The 16,728-nt window shown below is 63.5% G+C and carries 22 protein-coding genes; 14 read left to right on the plus strand and 8 right to left on the minus strand.

The window, feature by feature from the left end; translation table 11 throughout:
• The first annotated feature begins 51 nt into the window (after positions 1-51).
• The 4 genes from ABIB66_RS12890 to ABIB66_RS12905 all read left to right on the plus strand — a co-directional run bounded on the left by ABIB66_RS12890 (position 52) and on the right by ABIB66_RS12905 (position 2,034).
• Positions 52-699 (plus strand): NADPH-dependent F420 reductase, encoded by a 648-nt coding sequence (locus ABIB66_RS12890; protein ID WP_354204074.1) that lies wholly within the window; start codon positions 52-54, stop codon positions 697-699.
• A 34-nt stretch (positions 700-733) separates the two neighbouring features.
• The gene (gene gstA, locus ABIB66_RS12895) at positions 734-1,336 is read left to right on the plus strand and encodes a glutathione transferase GstA (RefSeq protein WP_354204072.1); all 603 of its coding nucleotides are present in this window, start codon (positions 734-736) and stop codon (positions 1,334-1,336) included.
• 162 nt (positions 1,337-1,498) lie between these two features.
• A complete protein-coding gene (locus ABIB66_RS12900) occupies positions 1,499-1,651 on the plus strand; it encodes an integrase (RefSeq protein WP_354204070.1) in 153 nt (50 codons plus the stop codon).
• Positions 1,651-2,034: a hypothetical protein gene (locus ABIB66_RS12905; RefSeq protein WP_354204068.1), complete on the plus strand. Its 384-nt coding sequence runs from the start codon at positions 1,651-1,653 to the stop codon at positions 2,032-2,034. Before ABIB66_RS12900 ends, ABIB66_RS12905 begins: the two co-directional genes overlap by 1 nt.
• 83 nt (positions 2,035-2,117) lie before the next feature.
• On the opposite strand, the gene ABIB66_RS12910 is transcribed toward ABIB66_RS12905, so the two are convergent.
• From ABIB66_RS12910 to ABIB66_RS12930, 5 genes are all read right to left on the minus strand, one after another.
• A complete protein-coding gene (locus ABIB66_RS12910; RefSeq protein ID WP_354254921.1) occupies positions 2,118-2,750 on the minus strand; it encodes a class I SAM-dependent methyltransferase in 633 nt (210 codons plus the stop codon).
• Between the two features lie 11 nt (positions 2,751-2,761).
• Positions 2,762-3,172, minus strand: coding sequence for a nuclear transport factor 2 family protein (locus ABIB66_RS12915; RefSeq protein ID WP_354204064.1), 411 nt, complete (start codon positions 3,170-3,172; stop codon positions 2,762-2,764).
• A 70-nt stretch (positions 3,173-3,242) separates the two neighbouring features.
• Positions 3,243-3,842 carry an NADPH-dependent F420 reductase gene (locus ABIB66_RS12920; protein WP_473318094.1) on the minus strand — a complete coding sequence of 200 codons (600 nt, stop codon included), beginning with the start codon at positions 3,840-3,842 and terminating at the stop codon, positions 3,243-3,245.
• A gap of 32 nt (positions 3,843-3,874) precedes the next feature.
• Positions 3,875-4,627, minus strand: coding sequence for an SDR family NAD(P)-dependent oxidoreductase (locus tag ABIB66_RS12925; RefSeq protein WP_354204062.1), 753 nt, complete (start codon positions 4,625-4,627; stop codon positions 3,875-3,877).
• A gap of 50 nt (positions 4,628-4,677) precedes the next feature.
• Positions 4,678-5,412, minus strand: coding sequence for an SDR family NAD(P)-dependent oxidoreductase (locus ABIB66_RS12930; RefSeq protein ID WP_354204060.1), 735 nt, complete (start codon positions 5,410-5,412; stop codon positions 4,678-4,680).
• Between the two features lie 266 nt (positions 5,413-5,678).
• Between ABIB66_RS12930 and ABIB66_RS12935 the strand changes: the two genes are divergently transcribed.
• Positions 5,679-6,575, plus strand: a complete 897-nt coding sequence (locus tag ABIB66_RS12935; RefSeq protein ID WP_354204058.1) for a LysR family transcriptional regulator — start codon at positions 5,679-5,681, stop codon at positions 6,573-6,575.
• A gap of 223 nt (positions 6,576-6,798) precedes the next feature.
• Positions 6,799-7,806 carry a methyltransferase gene (locus tag ABIB66_RS12940; protein WP_354204056.1) on the plus strand — a complete coding sequence of 336 codons (1,008 nt, stop codon included), beginning with the start codon at positions 6,799-6,801 and terminating at the stop codon, positions 7,804-7,806.
• 107 nt (positions 7,807-7,913) lie between these two features.
• On the opposite strand, the gene ABIB66_RS12945 is transcribed toward ABIB66_RS12940, so the two are convergent.
• Positions 7,914-8,819 carry a LysR family transcriptional regulator gene (locus ABIB66_RS12945; protein WP_354204054.1) on the minus strand — a complete coding sequence of 302 codons (906 nt, stop codon included), beginning with the start codon at positions 8,817-8,819 and terminating at the stop codon, positions 7,914-7,916.
• A 111-nt stretch (positions 8,820-8,930) separates the two neighbouring features.
• Between ABIB66_RS12945 and ABIB66_RS12950 the strand changes: the two genes are divergently transcribed.
• The 5 genes from ABIB66_RS12950 to ABIB66_RS12970 all read left to right on the plus strand — a co-directional run bounded on the left by ABIB66_RS12950 (position 8,931) and on the right by ABIB66_RS12970 (position 12,989).
• Positions 8,931-9,575, plus strand: a complete 645-nt coding sequence (locus ABIB66_RS12950) for a DsbA family protein (RefSeq protein WP_354204052.1) — start codon at positions 8,931-8,933, stop codon at positions 9,573-9,575.
• 72 nt (positions 9,576-9,647) lie between these two features.
• Entirely contained in the window at positions 9,648-10,544 is an 897-nt protein-coding gene (locus ABIB66_RS12955) for an MBL fold metallo-hydrolase (protein ID WP_354254922.1), read from the plus strand.
• A 1-nt stretch (position 10,545) separates the two neighbouring features.
• Positions 10,546-10,950 (plus strand): nuclear transport factor 2 family protein, encoded by a 405-nt coding sequence (locus tag ABIB66_RS12960; protein WP_354204050.1) that lies wholly within the window; start codon positions 10,546-10,548, stop codon positions 10,948-10,950.
• 238 nt (positions 10,951-11,188) lie between these two features.
• A complete protein-coding gene (locus ABIB66_RS12965; protein ID WP_354204048.1) occupies positions 11,189-12,070 on the plus strand; it encodes an AraC family transcriptional regulator in 882 nt (293 codons plus the stop codon).
• A gap of 160 nt (positions 12,071-12,230) precedes the next feature.
• The gene (locus ABIB66_RS12970; RefSeq protein WP_354055239.1) at positions 12,231-12,989 is read left to right on the plus strand and encodes an SDR family oxidoreductase; all 759 of its coding nucleotides are present in this window, start codon (positions 12,231-12,233) and stop codon (positions 12,987-12,989) included.
• 86 nt (positions 12,990-13,075) lie between these two features.
• On the opposite strand, the gene ABIB66_RS12975 is transcribed toward ABIB66_RS12970, so the two are convergent.
• On the minus strand, positions 13,076-13,426 hold the full coding sequence (locus ABIB66_RS12975) for a EutQ-related cupin domain-containing protein (protein ID WP_354055237.1): 351 nt from the start codon (positions 13,424-13,426) through the stop codon (positions 13,076-13,078).
• Positions 13,427-13,666: 240 nt separating this feature from the next.
• Here ABIB66_RS12975 and ABIB66_RS12980 point away from each other — a divergent pair, with 240 nt between their 5' ends.
• The 3 genes from ABIB66_RS12980 (at position 13,667) to ABIB66_RS12990 (ending at position 16,280) form a co-directional block, all read left to right on the plus strand.
• Entirely contained in the window at positions 13,667-14,926 is a 1,260-nt protein-coding gene (locus ABIB66_RS12980; RefSeq protein ID WP_354254923.1) for a serine hydrolase domain-containing protein, read from the plus strand.
• Between the two features lie 329 nt (positions 14,927-15,255).
• Positions 15,256-15,918: an SRPBCC family protein gene (locus ABIB66_RS12985; RefSeq protein WP_354055233.1), complete on the plus strand. Its 663-nt coding sequence runs from the start codon at positions 15,256-15,258 to the stop codon at positions 15,916-15,918.
• Complete coding sequence (locus ABIB66_RS12990) at positions 15,918-16,280, plus strand: ArsR/SmtB family transcription factor (protein WP_354055231.1); 363 nt, start codon at positions 15,918-15,920, stop codon at positions 16,278-16,280. The genes ABIB66_RS12985 and ABIB66_RS12990 overlap by 1 nt, the downstream gene beginning before the upstream one ends.
• Positions 16,281-16,318: 38 nt before the next feature.
• On the opposite strand, the gene ABIB66_RS12995 is transcribed toward ABIB66_RS12990, so the two are convergent.
• Positions 16,319-16,723 (minus strand): MAPEG family protein, encoded by a 405-nt coding sequence (locus tag ABIB66_RS12995; RefSeq protein WP_354204042.1) that lies wholly within the window; start codon positions 16,721-16,723, stop codon positions 16,319-16,321.
• Positions 16,724-16,728 lie beyond the last annotated feature (5 nt).

The raw sequence follows: 16,728 nt of genomic DNA on the forward strand, positions 1-16,728 counted from the left end.
TGCGCGGCCCCGCGCCCTTACGTTGGGAGTGTCAGAAGCAGGAAAACGATGATGCGCATTGGAATCGTGGGTGTTGGGCCGGTGGGGCAGACCTTGGGGACCATCTGGGCGCGGGCGGGTCACGAAGTGGCCTTCGGCTCGCGCGACCCGGCTCGGGCGGCGGAGGCGGTGTCGGGTCTTGCCGGTGCGCGAGCGACCACACAGGAACAGGCTGCGGCGTTCGGTGAGGTTGTATTGTGGACGCCGCGCGGCGTCATGCCCGCCAGCCCGGACATGCTCGCCGGGAAGATCGTACTCGACCCGAACAACCGCGAGCCCGGTTCAATCGGCGATTACGCCTCACCGCGTCCCCAAGGACCAAGCTTTGCCGAGCGGCTGCAGGCGGCCGCACCGCGGGCGCGCGTGGTGAAGGCGTTCAATACTGTGGTGATGCAGTTGCTGAGGGAGAATCCCGAGCGGCTGACGGCGTCAGGGGCGCAGGTATTGCTCGCCAGCGACGACGCGGAAGCGAAGATGGTGGCTGCCGCGCTGGCGACGGATGCCGGACTGGCCGCGGTTGATCTCGGGGGGCTGGACGCGGCGTGGCTGGCAGAGACGATGGCCGACGCGTTCCGCCAGGCCATGAGGACGAGCCCTGCCGGATGGCGCCAAGCGCTGGTGTTCGCCGATCTCGCAGGGAGGCCAGGCTACACCTCATGAAGCTGATCTACTCTCTCTTTAGAAGGTACTTCCAATGAAGCTTTTCTACTCTCCGTCCTCGTGCTCTTTGTCGCCGCACATCGTGCTGCGCGAACTCGATCTGCCCTTTACGCTCGACCGCGTCGATCCGGCGACCAAGCGAACCGAGTCTGGAAGCGACTATCTGACGATCAATCCGAAGGGCTACGTGCCCGCGCTGGAGCTCGATGACGGGGAGGTTCTAACCGAAGGTCCTGCGATTACGCAGTATCTCGTCGACAGATACGCGCCTGGCACACTCGCGCCGCTCTCCGGCACGATCGAGCGGGCGCGGGTCAACAGCTATTTGACCTATATCGGCACCGAGTTGCACAAGCCGTTCGGTCGGCTGTTCGATCCAGCGCTGACCCCTGACTCCCGTGCGTCGACCGTAGCCTACCTGAATCGCAGGTTTGCGCTGATCGAGCAGGAGCTCGCCGATGGGCAGGCGTTCCTGACCGGTTCGGCCTTCACTCTCCCCGACGCCTATCTTGTCGTGATCCAGCGATGGGGAGCGTTTACTGGCTTCGATCTCTCGCCGTTTCCCAACATCGTTGCGCACGCCGAGCGGGTCATGGCTAGGCCTGCGGTTCGGCTAGCACTCGACGCCGAAAAGTAGGCAGCGGCATTTAGATGCCTAGGTGTCTGAGAACCAATCTTTATCTTGCCCAACGTCAAACAGTTCTTTCCGCGAGGACACGTTTTTAGGGGCTCCGTTTCGGTCGGTTCTGTACCATCATGGTCGATGATGCTATCTGGCGTTGAAGGAACGGAGAATACCTTGTTGACCGATACGGGACTTCAGAAGCTCGAGCCTTGCAAGAAGCTTTGCAAGCACGGCGACCGCGACGGCATGTCCATTGCCGTCCTGCCGATCGATAGGCGCAAGCAGATATGTGAAAGTGGTGACCACACCATCAAGGTGTTGCATTGATGCGCGCCGCGTTGAAAGTGGTGATGGCCGCAATATTTGCCATGCCGGCTGCAGTGGCTCTGGCGAAGTCTCCGGACTGCGCGAGTTGGCCCAGGAACATGGCCCTCGTGCACCTCAAGAACGCCGGCCTGATTGATATCCCATCAGTGATCGAGGCGCAGACCAAGGCCGTTCGTCTCGCGTCCGAAAAGATCGGCAAGGACCTCCACCAGCAGGTTTACGACATCACGTTTCACACCAAGGATGGCAGGACAATCGAGGTCATCACGAAAAACCAGGCATCAAGCGAGGAATGCTCGATGAGCGCCGTCGACGTCTACGTGGTCTCGACGAAAATCGGCGGGTCGGCAGCGCAGCCATCTGAGAGCACGACTAAAAAGTGATCCGGCTGCGCAATCCGCCCTCTCTCGCCGAGTCGCGCTCAAGATGGCGGATTACGCTTCGCTAATCCGCCCTACGATCTCTCTCACGGCTTCACGAACCGATAGGCGAAGCGATCGGTCTTGCCCTTGATCGCGGGATCGAACACCTTGATCGTGTGCGGATCGTTATTGTTCGCGAGCAGGGTGCTTTCCGCGTCCAGCACGAAGCCGGCCGCCTCCACCTCCCTGCGAACGGATGCAGGCTCGATCCGGTGCAGCGATTGGGCGTTGCTGGTGCCCGCGCCGAGCGCGGCGGAGTGGTCGACGATGACGTAGCACCCGCCGGGCTTCAGCCGCTCGTAGACGGCGCGATTGAAGCGCGCCGCCGTCGCGCCCCTGGCCTGGATCAGCGCGGTGTGGAGATCGTGGTAGAACAGGTGCAGCCACAGGACATCCGCTGGTCGCGTGGCCTGCGGCATCGCCACGAGGTCCGCCGAGACGGCTTCGACGTTGTCTCGGCCCGGCTCCTTCGCAAGCATCCGCATGCGGCCGACGGGATCGTTCTTGAAGTGGGCGATCTCGGCCGGCACGAAGCTGTCAACCCGTCCTCCGGGTCCCACGATCTCGGAGAAGAGACGGGTCCAGTCGCCGTCGCCTGGATAAACGTCGATGACGGTGGCGCCCGCATCTATTCGTGCGAACCGGATCAACTCCGATAGCCTGGATTGGTCGTACATAGGGATCTCCTTTACGGTCGGGCATTCGACGCGCGCGCGGCCCGCGCCAGCGCCTGGGTGTCGATGTACTCCCGGATGTTCGTCAGTTTGCCGTCCCGGACCGTGATGGCGAAGATCCAGTCGTCCTCGAAAATCTTGTTCGTGGCTTTGATCCTTCCCTTCGCGAAGCCGGCGACCAGCACCCGGTCTCCTTGCGCGACGAACTCCCGGGGTTCCGTCGACGTTTCGATCGACTTGGATGCCGTCTCGAGCAGATCCGTCACCCCGTCGTGCCCGCGGTGCGTTCCGGCCAGCGGCCAGTCTTCGCCCGGGATGATCCACTCGATGTCCTCAGTGACCAGCGCCAGCAGAGCCTCCCTGTCGCCGCGGCCGATCGCGGCGAAGAAGTCCTTTACGGTCTGGATGTTTTTCTCGGTGCTCATTCGAGTTTCTCCATTTCGCTGCGATCGGATCGCGCGCGATCCGATCGCATGCTTCGTGTCCCCGTGTTCGTCAGCCGAACTTGACCAAATCCTTGAAGATCAGCTGACCCCAGCTGTTTCCGCGCGCCTGCACGAGCAGTCCACCTTCCGAAAGCCCGCCGAGCTTGATCGGCGCGAAGCCGAGCTTTTCCGCAAGCGCGCCAACCTCCGCTGCAGCAGCATCATCGTCGCTCGCCAGGAACACGACTCTCCTGCCACCATGGACGGCCGGATCCTGGCCAAGCACGGCAGCACCCAGATGGTTGAAGCCCTTGACCAGTCGACCGCCATTGAAGGCTTGCGCGACGGCCCTGGACGAAGGTTGTCCCCCCAGTTTCTCCGGGGGCACGCCGTAGGCATTGGTCACATCGGCGATCGTCTTGCCCTGCCACGTCGGCAGCGCCTTCGCGACATCCTGGTGCGACTCGAAACGGACCGCCAAGAAGACGATGTCCGCCTTGACCGCGTTCGCCAGTGTTTTGGGAATGATCGTGGGTCCGATCGCGGCCGCGGCGGATGCAAAGCTCTCCGGGTCGCGCGTGGTTGCAACGGATACTTCGATGCCGTTGCGGGCAAACGCCCTGGCCAGCGCCTGGCCGATATGGCCGAAGCCGATAATTGCGTAGCTCATGATGTTTCTCTGATTTTGTGTTGATGCCGCGGTCAGACCTGCGCCATGCCGCCATCGACGGCGAGATCCACGCCGGTGATGTAAGAACTTTCATCGGAGGCGAGGAACGTGACGGCAGCCGCGATTTCCTCCGGCTTGCCCCTGCGACCCATGGGGATCTGTGAAGCAAACTGAGCGGCCGCTTGCTCGGCTTGCTCGCGGGTCAGGCCCGTCGTCGTCTCCAGGGCAGGGGTCTCGGTCGGTCCGGGGCTCATCGTATTCACGCGGATGTTGCGGTCTTTCAGCTCCAGCGTCCAAGCGCGCGAGAAGTTACGCACGGCCGCCTTGCTCGCGGCGTAGACGCTGAACCCCGGCAACCCCAACACATTCGACACCGAAGAATTCAGGATGATCGAACCGCCGTCCTTGAAGAGGGGCAGGGCTTTCTGCACCGTAAAGAACAGCCCCTTCACGTTCACATCGAAGGTCTGGTCGAAATGGGCCTCGGTCGCTAGCGCGAGCGGCGCGATCGTCCCCGCGCCCGCGTTCGCGAAGAGAATGTCGATGTGACCATGTTTCTCTTTCACGACGGCATAGAGCCGGTCCAGGTCTTCCAAGCGAGAGACGTCGCTCACGACCGTCGTCACGTTTGTCTTGATGAACGCTGCGGCCTCCTTCAGCTCTTTCTCGCGTCGCCCGGTGATCACCACGTGCGCACCTTCGTCCACGAAGCGCTTGGCTGTGGCCAACCCGATCCCGCTGCTTCCGCCGGTGACGACTGCGATCTTGCCTTCTAGTTTTTTCATGTCGTTTCTCTTTCGTTATGTGTGAGCCTGGCGCGGGACCGCGCCGGGAGTCAGAGTTGCGCAAGTCCGCCGTCGACGGCGACTTCGCTGGCGGTCATGAAGCTGCTGTCCGACGAGGCGAGAAAGGCCGCCACGGCACCAATTTCCGAGGGATCGGCCATGCGCTGCAGCGGGGTCATCGCGGCGAACACCTTCTGGCCCTCTTCGCCCAGCGCTTCCTTCGCGAGTTCGGTCGCAGTCGCCCCGGGCGAGAGCACGTTGACGCGGAGGCCGCTGCCCTTCAGATCCTCCGCCCAGGTCCGCGCGAGGTTGCGCACGGCCGCCTTGCTCGCGCTGTAGGCGCTCATGGCCTGGGCGCCCGTGGTGCCCGCGCTCGATCCGGTCAGGATGATCGAACCGCCCCGGCGCATCAGCGGCAGCGCCTTCTGCACCGTGAAGATCGTACCCTTCACATTGGTGTCGAAGGTTTCGTCGATGTGCGCGGCCGTGATCTTGCCGAGCGCAAGCTGGCTTCCCGCTCCGGCATTGGCGAAGACGATGTCGAGGGTTCCGCGCTCGGCCTTCACCGCCGCGTAGAGCCGGTCGAGGTCGGCCTCATCCGAGACCGAGCCCTTCACCGCGCGGACGTTGGGCCCGAGGGCGGCGACAGCTGCGTCGAGCGCTTGCTGCCGGCGGCCGAAGATGAAGACGAAGGCGCCGTCCTCGATGAAACGCTTTGCCGCGGCGCGGCCGATGCCGGTTGCGCCACCCGTGATGACTGCAACCTTGCCGTCGAGCTTTCCCATAAGTTCTCCTGTCGTGGTGTCGGGCAGAATCTGCCCCCGAGACCCGCGACATAGGTCCGCCGGCGTCAGGCGTTGAGTGCGGAAGCGCGCACATCGGTGGTGCGAAATCGATCCGGCCCGACGACTGACGCCAGCGGTCACCATCGGCGTCCGCCGCTCGGAATTGTGCCGTTCTTGCCGGCAGAGGCTATGATCACCGCCGGACTCCTGTTAGATGCCTCAGGTACGAGCTTTGGAAGGCGCACCGCGCGGTGCGGGATCGCACCATGATCGATTGGGACGACGTTCGCTACTTTCTAGCCGTCGCGCGCGGAGGCTCGGTGCGGGCCGCCGCCGAGCGCCTCGATGTGAACCATGCGACCGTGCTGCGACGCATCGCCCAGCTCGAGGAACGCCTCGGGGTCCAGATGTTCGAAAAGCTGCCTTCGGGCTACCGCCTGACGGCTGCGGGCGAGGAGGTCCTCGAATTCGCGGACCAGATGGAAGCGTCGTCGCACCAGCTGGAGACGCGCGTCTTCGGGCGCGACCAGGGCGTGCGCGGGCGTCTGCGGGTGACGCTGGCGCCGCCGATGGCGACACATCTGCTCATGCCTGATTTCGCCGATTTCGCGCGTCTGCATCCTGATATCGAGATGGATATCCTGTCGTTTGGCGAGCTGGCCAACCTGACCAACCGTGAGGCCGACGTCGCGATCCGCGTCGTCTACGACCGCAAAACCCTGCCGCTCAATCTTCACGGCATGAAGGGACCGGAGCTGTTCGGCGCCGTCTACATGTCCAGGGATCGGCTGGCCGCGTGGCGTGCCGGCGCGCCCGATCCCTTCCGCTGGATCGTCATCAGCATGCATGGCATCCCGGACTGGGCCGGCGCGGGCGAGGTTCGCACCACGGGCATTCCATTCAGGACCTCGGATGCCGGGGCGCAGATCGCCGCGGTCCGGCAGGGGCTCGGCATCACGACACTGCCGTGCTTTGTCGGCGATGCCGACCCGCTGCTGGTGCGGGTGCCGGGGACCGAGTTGCACATGTACGGAACGGTTTGGCTTCTCACACAGGGGGAGACACGCAAGACCAAGCGCGTGCGGCTCTTCACCGAGTTCATATCCCGCAGGCTCGCCGCGTACGCGCCGCTTCTCGCGGGGCTGGCGGGGGCGCGCGACTGAGGCGCGGTGGGTTGCAGGCTTGGCTCGGCTCGCCAAAGCAAAGCGGGATTCACCCACCTTGAGCGTGATCTGCGGCTTGTGACCCTAAGCGGGCGTCGAATCTGAAGGGCCTTCGTTGCGATACAGCGTGCGTACCGCAATTTCTGCGATATCATCCGTTTGCACGAATGCCCGCACTCGATGGATATTCACCGTGCGCGTGGCCGCGCAAGGAGATGAAACCATGACCGCGAATGCTTTCTCGGACCTTACGCGGCTGATTAACGGCTATCAGATTTCGCAGGCCATTCACGTAGCGGCCCGGCTTGGCATACCCGACCACCTCAGTCACGGGCCGCTAAGCAGCAACGAACTTGCTCGGCTCAGCGGATCGCATCCGAGGACACTTTATCGGCTCTTGCGGGCGCTGGCTTCAGCCGGTGTTTTCCACGAGGCCGAGAACAAGACGTTCTCGCTCACTCCGATCGGCGAGTGTCTTCGTTCTGACTCGCCGACGCCACTCGATGGCTGGGCCGCATATGTCGGCCGACCTTATGCCTGGCAGGCCTGGGGCCATCTTGAACACAGCGTTCGCACTGGGGAGAATGCCTTTCGGCATCTCAACGGTCAGAGCGTATGGGAGTATCGCAGCACCCGTCCAGATGAGAACGCGATCTTCAACCGAGCCATGACGGCCAATTCTCGCGGCGCCATCGAGGCCATCGTCGCTGCCTACGATTTCAGCCGTTTTCGGCACGTCGCGGATATTGGGGGTGGCCAAGGTCAACTGCTGGCAGGAATTCTCGCCGCAAACAAGAGCCTGCGCGGAACGCTGTTCGATCAGCCCCACGTGGTTGGCAAGGCGGCTGAAGTTCTGAACCAACATGGTGTCGCCGACAGATGCGAAATCGTTGGAGGCAGTTTCTTTGAAACGATCCCGGAGGGGGCCGACGCCTATGTGATGCGGGCGATCATCCACGATTGGGACGACAAGGAATCGATTTCTATCCTGAAGAGCTGCCGCCGCGCTATGACCGCTGATGCCAGATTGCTCCTTGTCGAACGTGTGGTGGAGCCGCCGAACGAGGGACCAATCTCGAAATTCAGTGACCTGAATATGCTCGTCATGCTCGGTGCGCTGGAACGGAGCTACGAAGAGTATTCCGAGCTATGCCGAACGGCCGGATTTGAGATGCGCGGCACAACTCGCGCGGGATCGCACTTCCAGGTCATCGAGGCAGTTCCCGCTTAGACCGAACTGGTGTGGGACCTTGCTTCCGCCGCAGGGAGGCCGCATCAAATGCGCTTTCGTAACCTGAGGTCTGGTTATGGCCGCTAGCCACTTAGCGAGTACATGCCTTAATCCGCCCCAACCGAACCTTCCCGTCGCTGAGCCGCGATCAACATCTCCACAAACGCAGTCACCTTAGGCGGACGGAAGCGAGCCGCAGGGTAGACCGTGTGGATGCCGCCAGATGGCAGTTGCCATTGCGGCAGGATGTGGATGAGCCGCCCCGCCGCGAGATCGTCGGACACCAGGAAATCCGGCAACACCGAAAGGCCGCCGCCGGCGAGCACGGCCGCGAGCACTCCCGGCGTCGTGTCGATGGTGATGCTGGCCTGCAGGCGCACGGCGCGTCGATCAAGATCGCCGCGCGAGAACTGCCACAGCAGCGGCTCGCGCAGCGCCATGTTGGCGACGAACGGGAGCGTCGCGAGGTCGTCGGGATCGCGCGCGGCGGCAATCCGATCCGTGAATGCGGGAGCGCCGACCAGACATTGCCGGAACGATCCGATCTTGCGCGCCTGCAGGCTGGAATCGACCAGCCAGCCGACGCGGATTGCCATGTCGATCTGGCCTGAGGCGAGGTCGACCGTCTGATCTTCGAGCGTCAACTCCACCCGGCAGTTGGGATAGCGTGCCGCGTAGGCCGTGACGACGGCGACGACGACGGCGGTGCCGTAGTCGTTGGGCGCCGTGATCCGCAATGTGCCGGTCGGCGCGGCGGCCGCCTGGGCGAGCTCGTCGAAGGCACCCTCCGCCTCGCGCAGGATCATGACGCAGCGCGCATGAAACATGCGGCCTGCGTCGGTCGGATGGACCCGGCGCGTCGTGCGCACGAGAAGGCTGGTGCCGAGATCGCGCTCCAGCTGTGCCACCTGCTGGCTCACCACGGCCTTGGTGATGCCGAGCCGCTCGGCGGCCCGCGTGAAGGATCCGGTGTCCACGACGGCTGCGAAATAGGCGAGGCGGTTCAGGTTCATAGGCTCAGCTCGGTGAGATCTTACTGTCAGTATATCACATACATTCTGTCTGTTTTGTTGATATTCATCTACCAATGTGCGCATGCCACATTGCGGTTCAAGGAGATCGCCATGTCCGCGCCGATTCAAATCACCTACCTGTTCGACCCGCTCTGCGGCTGGTGCCACGGCGCCTCCACGTTGCTCGAACAGCTCGTCGCCCGACCGGATTTTGCGGTCGAACTTGCGCCGACAGGCCTGTTCGCCGGCGAGGGCGCCCGTCCGATGGACGATGGTTTTGCAGCCTACGCCTGGAGCAGCGACCAGCGGATTTCGCGTCTGAGCGGTCAGCCCTTCAGTGAAGCCTATCGTCGCGATGTGCTGGGCGACCGCACGCGCCTGTTCGATTCCGGCCCGGCGACATTGGCGCTCACGGCTGTCGCGCTCACGGCGCCTGATCGGGAGTTCGCGGCGCTGAAGGCCTTCCAGTTCGTCCGCTATGTCGAAGGCCGCGACAGCACGGACATGTCCGTTCTGTTGGATGTGCTCTGCGCGATGAATTTGCCGGAGGTTGCCGCGCGTCTGGCGAGCCCCGACGTCGCACTGATCACCGCATACCGCGCGCGCCTCGAGGCCGCGCGTGCCGAAATGCGCCGGCTCGGCGCCAACGGCGTCCCGGCCCTGATCGTAGGCACCGGCAATGATCGCCGCCTTGTGCAGGCAAGCGCGCTGTTCGGCAGCCTGGACGTCCTGATCGATGGACTGAAGGCGGCGTGAGCGCAGCGATCAACACAGTCGAGACCATCCCATTTGAATTTCGAAATCGCAGACCAGCACCAGGAGACCAACATGCTGACAAGGAGAACCATCATGAAAACCACTCTCGCCGCGGGGGCCACGGCAGTCTTCGCACCTGCAGGCCTCGGCCATGCCGCAGGCGGACTCACCTGGAAGCATTTTCCAGCCGGACAGAACGGCTTCTTCCGGGCTCCCGTTCTGGTGTCCGGGCCGAGCGAAGCAGTGCTGATCGATGGCGGCTTCACGTTGTCCGATGGCAAGGCGGTCGCTGACGCCATCAAGGCCACCGGCAAGAAGCTCACCACCATCTATATCAGCCAGTCGGACCCGGATTATTATTTCAGCCTCGGCGCCATCAAGGCGGCGTTTCCGGAGGCCCGCGTGCTCGCGGCGCCCGCGACATTGGCGGCCATTAACGCCAGCGTCGAAAAGAAGCTTGCCGTCTGGGGGCCGCAGCTCAAGGCGAACGGCCCGCAGGTGCTGGCCGATGTGGTCATTCCCGAAGCGTTCGACGGCAAGACGCTCAAGGTGGACGGCGAGACCATCGAGATCGTCAGCGCGGATGGCCTGGTCAACCGGCGCTACCTGTTCGTGCCCTCGCTCAACGCGGTGTTCGGCGGCGTGCTGATCTTCTCGGGCGTCCATGTCTGGACCGCCGACACGCCGACCCGGGAGCAGCGCGCCGCCTGGATCGCCAATCTCGAAAAGATCGCGGCGCGCAAGCCGGCGGTCGTCGTCCCCGGCCATCTGTCGGTCGATGGGAAGACCGATCTGTCCGGGGTCGAGCACACCATCACCTACCTCAAGGCGTTCGACGAAGAGCTGGCCAAGGTCAAGGAGTCCGCGGCGCTCAAGGCGGCGATGGAGGCGCGCTTCCCCAGCCTCGGCATGGGCGTTGCGCTCGACATCGGCGCCAAGGTCGCCACCGGCGAGATGAAATGGGGGTGAGATGGGGGCGAACCTCGACTTGATCCGCGCCACCTACGAGGGATCGTCGTCGGAAGAGAACGGCCGCAATCTGTTGGCCGCTCTCGCTCCCGATGCCGCATGGACCGAAGCGGAAGGGTTTCCGTACGCGGGCACCTATGTCGGACCCGACGCGATCATATCAGGCGTGTTCCGGCGTCTGGCCACCGAATGGACCGGCTACCGCGCCGACGTTCACACCTATCTCGAAGACGGCGACCGCGTCGCGGCCTTCGGCGTCTACTCCGGGACCTACAAGGCGACGGGCAAGACCATGCGCGCGACGTTCGCGCATCTCTATCTGGTGAAGAACGGCAAGATCGCCAGCATGACGCAATATGTCGACACCGCGATGGTGCAGAAGGCGCTGGAGCTTGCTGGCCTGTAACAGCGGTATGATCTCGGAATCTAGGAGAGGGGAGCCCGCGACATGCGGGCTCCCTTTTTCCGTTTTGACGGCCGCCAGATCTGATGAAGTTCGCCACGTCCGTTGCCGCCGTCTTGATCGTTGCGCAGGCGCCCAGCACGCTCAAAATAGGATCGACGGGATGCCTGCTAATCCGCAAGATCGGTCGAGCGTGTCATGGCCGTCAACGACTAGATGGAGCCGCCACGGAGGAGGGACGATGAAGGCGGCGCTGCAAAACTACCAGGACCGGATGCGGCGGGTGCTGGACCATATCGACCGGCATCTCGACGGCGATCTGGATCTGGACACGGTGAGTGCTGTTGCGGCCTTCTCGAAGTTTCATTTCCACCGGCAGTTCTCGGCGACCTTCGGGGTATCGGTGCATCGCTATGTCCAGCTGGCCCGCATGAAGCGCGCGTCGCATCAGCTGGCCTACATGGACGCCCTTGATGTCACGGAGATCGCGATGGATGCCGGTTACGAGGCACCGGACGCCTTCGCCCGCGCCTTTCGGCAACGGTTCGGGCAATCGCCGTCGTCGTTCCGGAAGTCTCCCGACTGGGAGCCGTGGCTTGCGGCCTTCGGGCCTCTCGACAATGCCAGGAGCAAGCTCATGCAGAAAACGTTTACCACCGACGACGTGACGATCCGCGATGTGCCCCCGACGCCGGTGGCGATCATGGAGCATCGCGGCGACCCCACGACGCTTCCCGCCACCATCCAGCGCTTCATCGCGTGGCGCAAGGCATCTCACCTGCACCCCAGCACAAGTCCGACCTTCAATGTCTGGCGTTCCGAGCGGCGGCCTGCGTCACCCGCCGATTACAGCGTCGACCTCTGCGTCGGGACCGACCAGCCGATCGTGGCGAACGGCGAAGAAATCAAGGCCGGCGACATCCCCGGCGGACGCTGCGCGGTGCTGCGCGTTATCGGCTACACCGACAACCTCGAGCCGGCCGCGCTCTTCCTTTATCGCGACTGGCTTCCGGCTAGCGGAGAGGAAGCACGCGACTTCCCGATCTATTGTCAGCGGCTGAGCTTCTTTCCGGAGGTGCCGGAGCACGAGACGGTCGCGGACCTCTTTCTGCCGCTGAAATAACCCTGGCGGCGGCCTGGCTTTCGGTCGCAACAAGCCGGCGGGCCGCTATCCGCGATCAATGCCGCCGCCATCCGATCCCGCATGTGACTCGGGAAACGGGTGGCAGCTTGCCGGTGCCTGATGTCTTGTTCGCTTGCTTTGACATCAGGAGAGTCTCGCGGTGGAACTGGCAAACAAAACGATCATCATAACCGGCGCCAGCAGCGGTATCGGTGCTGCCGCGGCGTCGCTGTTCGCGTCCGAAGGCGCCGATGTGGTGCTCGGGGCTCGCCGCGCCCCCGAGCTGCAGACCATTGTTGCAAGCATCAAGAGCGCCGGAGGGCGCGCGACTTTTCTCCCGGGCGACGTTCGGGACACCGGCTATGCAACCCGCCTTGTCGAGCACGCCGTCAAGACCTTCGGAAAGCTCGACGGCGCTCTCAACAATGCCGGCATCGTCGGCGACATGACGCGGGTCCCCGAGATGAGCGTCGAAAATTGGACCGATGTGCTTGCGGTGAATCTCACCTCGGCATTCCTCGGCGCAAAGGCGCAGATCCCGGCGCTGCGCAAGCAGGGCGGCGGTTCGATCGTTTTCACCTCGTCCTTCGTTGGCTTCAGCAACGGGGGCTTGCCGGGAATGGCGGCGTACGCAGCTTCAAAGGCAGGACTGATCGGCCTGGCTCAATCACTGGGCGCCGAGCATGCGGCCGAAGGCATTCGCGTCAACGCGCTTCTGCCCGGAGGGACCGTCACCCCGTCGGCAGGCGAAGGAAATCCCGACGCCCTGAATTTCATCGCCGGGCTCCACCCGATGAAGCGGATGGCCAGTCCCAAGGAGATCGCGCAGGCAGCCGTTTTTCTCCTGAGCGACCGGGCATCGTTCATGACGGGCAGCCCCATGACGGTAGACGGCGGCATGTCGGTCCGTTTGACCTGATGACGAATCCGTTCGGGTCTGATCGACGGGGCTCTGCCCCGTCGATCAGACCAGTTCATGACGGGGTGCGGTCGCGAAAGCCTGTCTCACCCGCGCGCCTCCTGCCAGTGCGGATAGGTGACATAGGCGGTGACGGCGCCTTGCTCGTGCGAGCGGATGGTGACCTGCGCACCCTTGGGCATGTGGACGATCTCGCCCGGACCGGCGGTCACGGTGCCGGCGTTGCTCGACACCGAGAGCTTCCCTTCGAGCACGACCATGACGTCGTCAACAGCGATTTTCTCGTCGAGGATCTGGTTCGGCGCGTAGCGGCCGTAGCCGATGGTGACCGGCGCGTCGTGACGCTGGTCGATCACATTGCCGACGAATATGTCGCCATCCTGTCCCGGCGAACGCTCGAGCGTTGCGTCCGAGATGGCAAACTTGCGAACTTGCATGAGATGTCTTCCGTCTGCGATCAAAGTTGGCGGAGTGAGGATGATAGAAGTCGCAAGCAAGTGTTTTGTTCAACCCGCCTTGCGGGGCGGTTTGACGCAGATGGCGCGGACGATGGTGGAGCGCAGGAGACGGTTGGTGCCCAGCGCGCGGCGACGGTCGCCTCGGCGTAAACACTGGATGTTCGCCACCGATCGCCATGATACGAGATCCCCGTCGTTCGCTTCCGGAGCCCAATATTCATGTCCGCCGCCACCGCCCCGAGTCAGCCGCCCGCAACCGCCGCCGAAACCGATCCGGAAACACTCGGCTGGATGAAGGGCTTCCCGCCACCGGAAAACCGCACCATCTCCTTCCAGAATGGCTCGTTCCGCAGCTTCCCCGAGCTGCGCTGGGCCTGGAGCAACATCCGCCAGCTGGTGCCGACCGTAAACGTCTGGCGCGGGGCGGAGCCTGCATCGGTGCTGCCGTGCCAAGACCATGACATCGGCGCCTCCGCGTCGACCACGATGGACGGCCGGCCAATGACGTTCGCGAAGATGCTCGAGGAAACCTATGCCGACGGCATCGTCGTGCTGCACCGGGGCAGGCTGATCTATGAGCGCTATTTCGGCGCGTTGAAGCCGCACAAGCCGCATATCGCGATGTCGGTGACGAAGTCGTTCACGGGCGTGCTTGCCGGCATCCTGGTCGCCGAGGGCAAGATCGATCCGCAGGCGCCTGTTACGGAGTATGTGCCGGAGCTGAAGGCCAGCGCCTTCGGCGATGCGCGCGTGCACGAGGCCATGGATATGACCACCGGGCTCGCCTACACCGAAGTCTACACCGACAGGAATTCCGCAGTGTGGGGGTTGCGGCGGGCGAACGGCATGGCGCCGATCGAACCGGGCTATGACGGCGCGACCAACATTTTCGATTTCCTCGTCGGTCAGAAGAAGCAGGGTGAGCACGGCAAGGTCTTCGCCTACAAGACCGTTAATTCCGATGTGCTGGCCTGGATCATCAGGCGCGCCAGCGGCATGACGCTGTCCGATTTTCTCTCGGAACGGATCTGGACCCGTATCGGCGCGGAGGAGGACGCGCATTATCACGTCGATCGCATGGGCACCGAAAGCGGCGGCGGCGGCCTCTCCACCACCTTGCGCGATCTCGCCCGCTTCGGCGAGACCATGCGCAATCACGGCCGCTTCAACGGGAGGCAGATCGTGCCTTCATCTGTCGTCAAGGATATCGCGCGCGGCGGCGATCCCGAAAAATTCAGGCCGGCCGGCTACACCACGTTGCCCGGTGCGTCCTATCGCAATCAATGGTGGGTCACGCACAACGCCCACGGCGCCTACATGGCGCGCGGCGTTCACGGCCAGGGCATCTACGTCGATCCCATGGCCGAGATGGTGATCGCGCGCTACGCCTCGCACCCCGCAGCGGGCAACGCCGCCAACGACCCCGTGACGCTGCCGGCCTACATGGCGCTGGCGAAGCAGCTGATGGCGGGCGAGTGAGCGCGCCTACGGCAGCTCCCGCCAGCGCATCGGCAAAATGCCATCCTGCCTGAAACTGTCGAGGAAGCGGAAGCGGGCGGCTTGCGGATTGGGGCGGGATTCGATCGGTTTGCCGAGGATCTGCACGACGTCGTTCTCGTCATAGGCCGGCCAGGCTGGCAGGCTGGATCCGTTCGGGTCTCGGCTACGACTCCGTCGCGGCCTTCATCACCATGTTCAAAAAGGCGCTCGAAAATATCTGAGCGGCATCTCCCCTGAATATAAGAGTTGACTTATATTAGGTTAGACCGATATTCATCCTTGCGCGAAACGACAGGGGAGCAAGCGCCATGGAGATCGACGTCGCAAGAGTATTGGGGCTGGTTACGCGCTCGGTGAGGAATTTCGAGAAGGACGGGAAAGCGGCCAGTGCGGTGACACTGACGCGGCTTTACGAGACCAGCGTCGACGATCTCTGGGACGCAGTGACCAGCGAGCAACGCATTCCGCGCTGGTTTCTGCCGGTCGAGGGAGACCTCCGGCTCGGCGGAAAGTACCAGCTCAAGGGGAATGCAGGCGGGACCATCACGGCGTGTACGCCGCCGACCCATTTTGCGGCGACGTGGGAATTCGGCGGCGCGATGAGCTGGATCGATGTCAAGCTGACGGCAGAACGAAGCCAGGCGCGATTGACGCTTGAGCACACCGCGATGATCGAGGATCATTGGGAGCAGTTCGGTCCGGGGGCGGTCGGGATCGGCTGGGATCTCGCCATTGCGGGGCTGGAGCGATATGTTGCGACCGGGGCATCGGTCGACCATGAGACGGCCGAGGCATGGATGGTCTCTCCCGCGGGTAAGGCATTCATGACGAGCAGCGGCGAGTATTGGCGCGCGGCGCATGTCGCAAGCGGCGTGGATCCTGCCTCCGCGAAGCAGCGGTCCGACCGCACCATCGCTTTCTATCGCGGCGAGACGCTGCCCGACGTCGCGCATCCTGGCACAGGAAGCTGATGCAAATCTTCGAGGTCCTCGCTGACCCCGTCCGCCGTCGCATCCTCGAGCTGCTTGCGCACTGCGAGATGGCGTCCGGTGAGGTCGTCGAGGCGATAGGGGCGGAGTTCGGGATCACGCAGGCCGCCGTGTCGCAGCACCTCAAGGTTCTGCGCGAGAACGGCTTCGCGACGGTTCGGGCGGAGGCGCAGCGACGGCTCTATTCGGTCGATGCTGCGGGGCTCCAAGCCGTGGATGCATGGATCGGTCAGTTCCGCAATTTCTGGGAGCCGAAGCTGGACGCCCTGGCGACGGAAATCGCACGCGGCAAACGCGAGCGTCGTAACGCGCCAATGACCAAGCGGAGCGGGAAGCGGGCGTGAAGGCATCGCGGCAAAGGCAAAGTCGCTATGGCGCCGCTTTAGTGAGGCACGAAAGCCGCGGCCAAAACTGCAAGCATGCCAAAGCTGGCGATATTCCAGAACAGCGAGCGGACGAGCGGTATGCCGGATAGGTAAAGCGCGGTGTAGGCGATGCGTCCGCCAAGATAGGCGATCGATCCCCAATAAGTCAGCTCATTGTGAACGCCTGCGGAGTGAGAGATGAGGATCGCGGCGGCAAAGAACGGAAACGTCTCCATGTAGTTGCGGAAATTTCGCTTGAGGCGGCCCGGGATGGGCTTGAGCGGAGGCATCTCGATATCGCGCGGGCTCGCAGCCCATCTGAGGCCGTACTGCAGGTTCGCGGCTTGCGCGGCGGCGACAAGCTGTACGAAGCCCCAGACGATTGCGGCGGCCAGCATCGATAGCTCGAAGCTCATCGCCATTGGCT

This window comes from Bradyrhizobium sp. F1.13.3, assembly GCF_040548265.1.
In the GTDB taxonomy this organism is placed as follows: Bacteria; Pseudomonadota; Alphaproteobacteria; order Rhizobiales; family Xanthobacteraceae; genus Bradyrhizobium.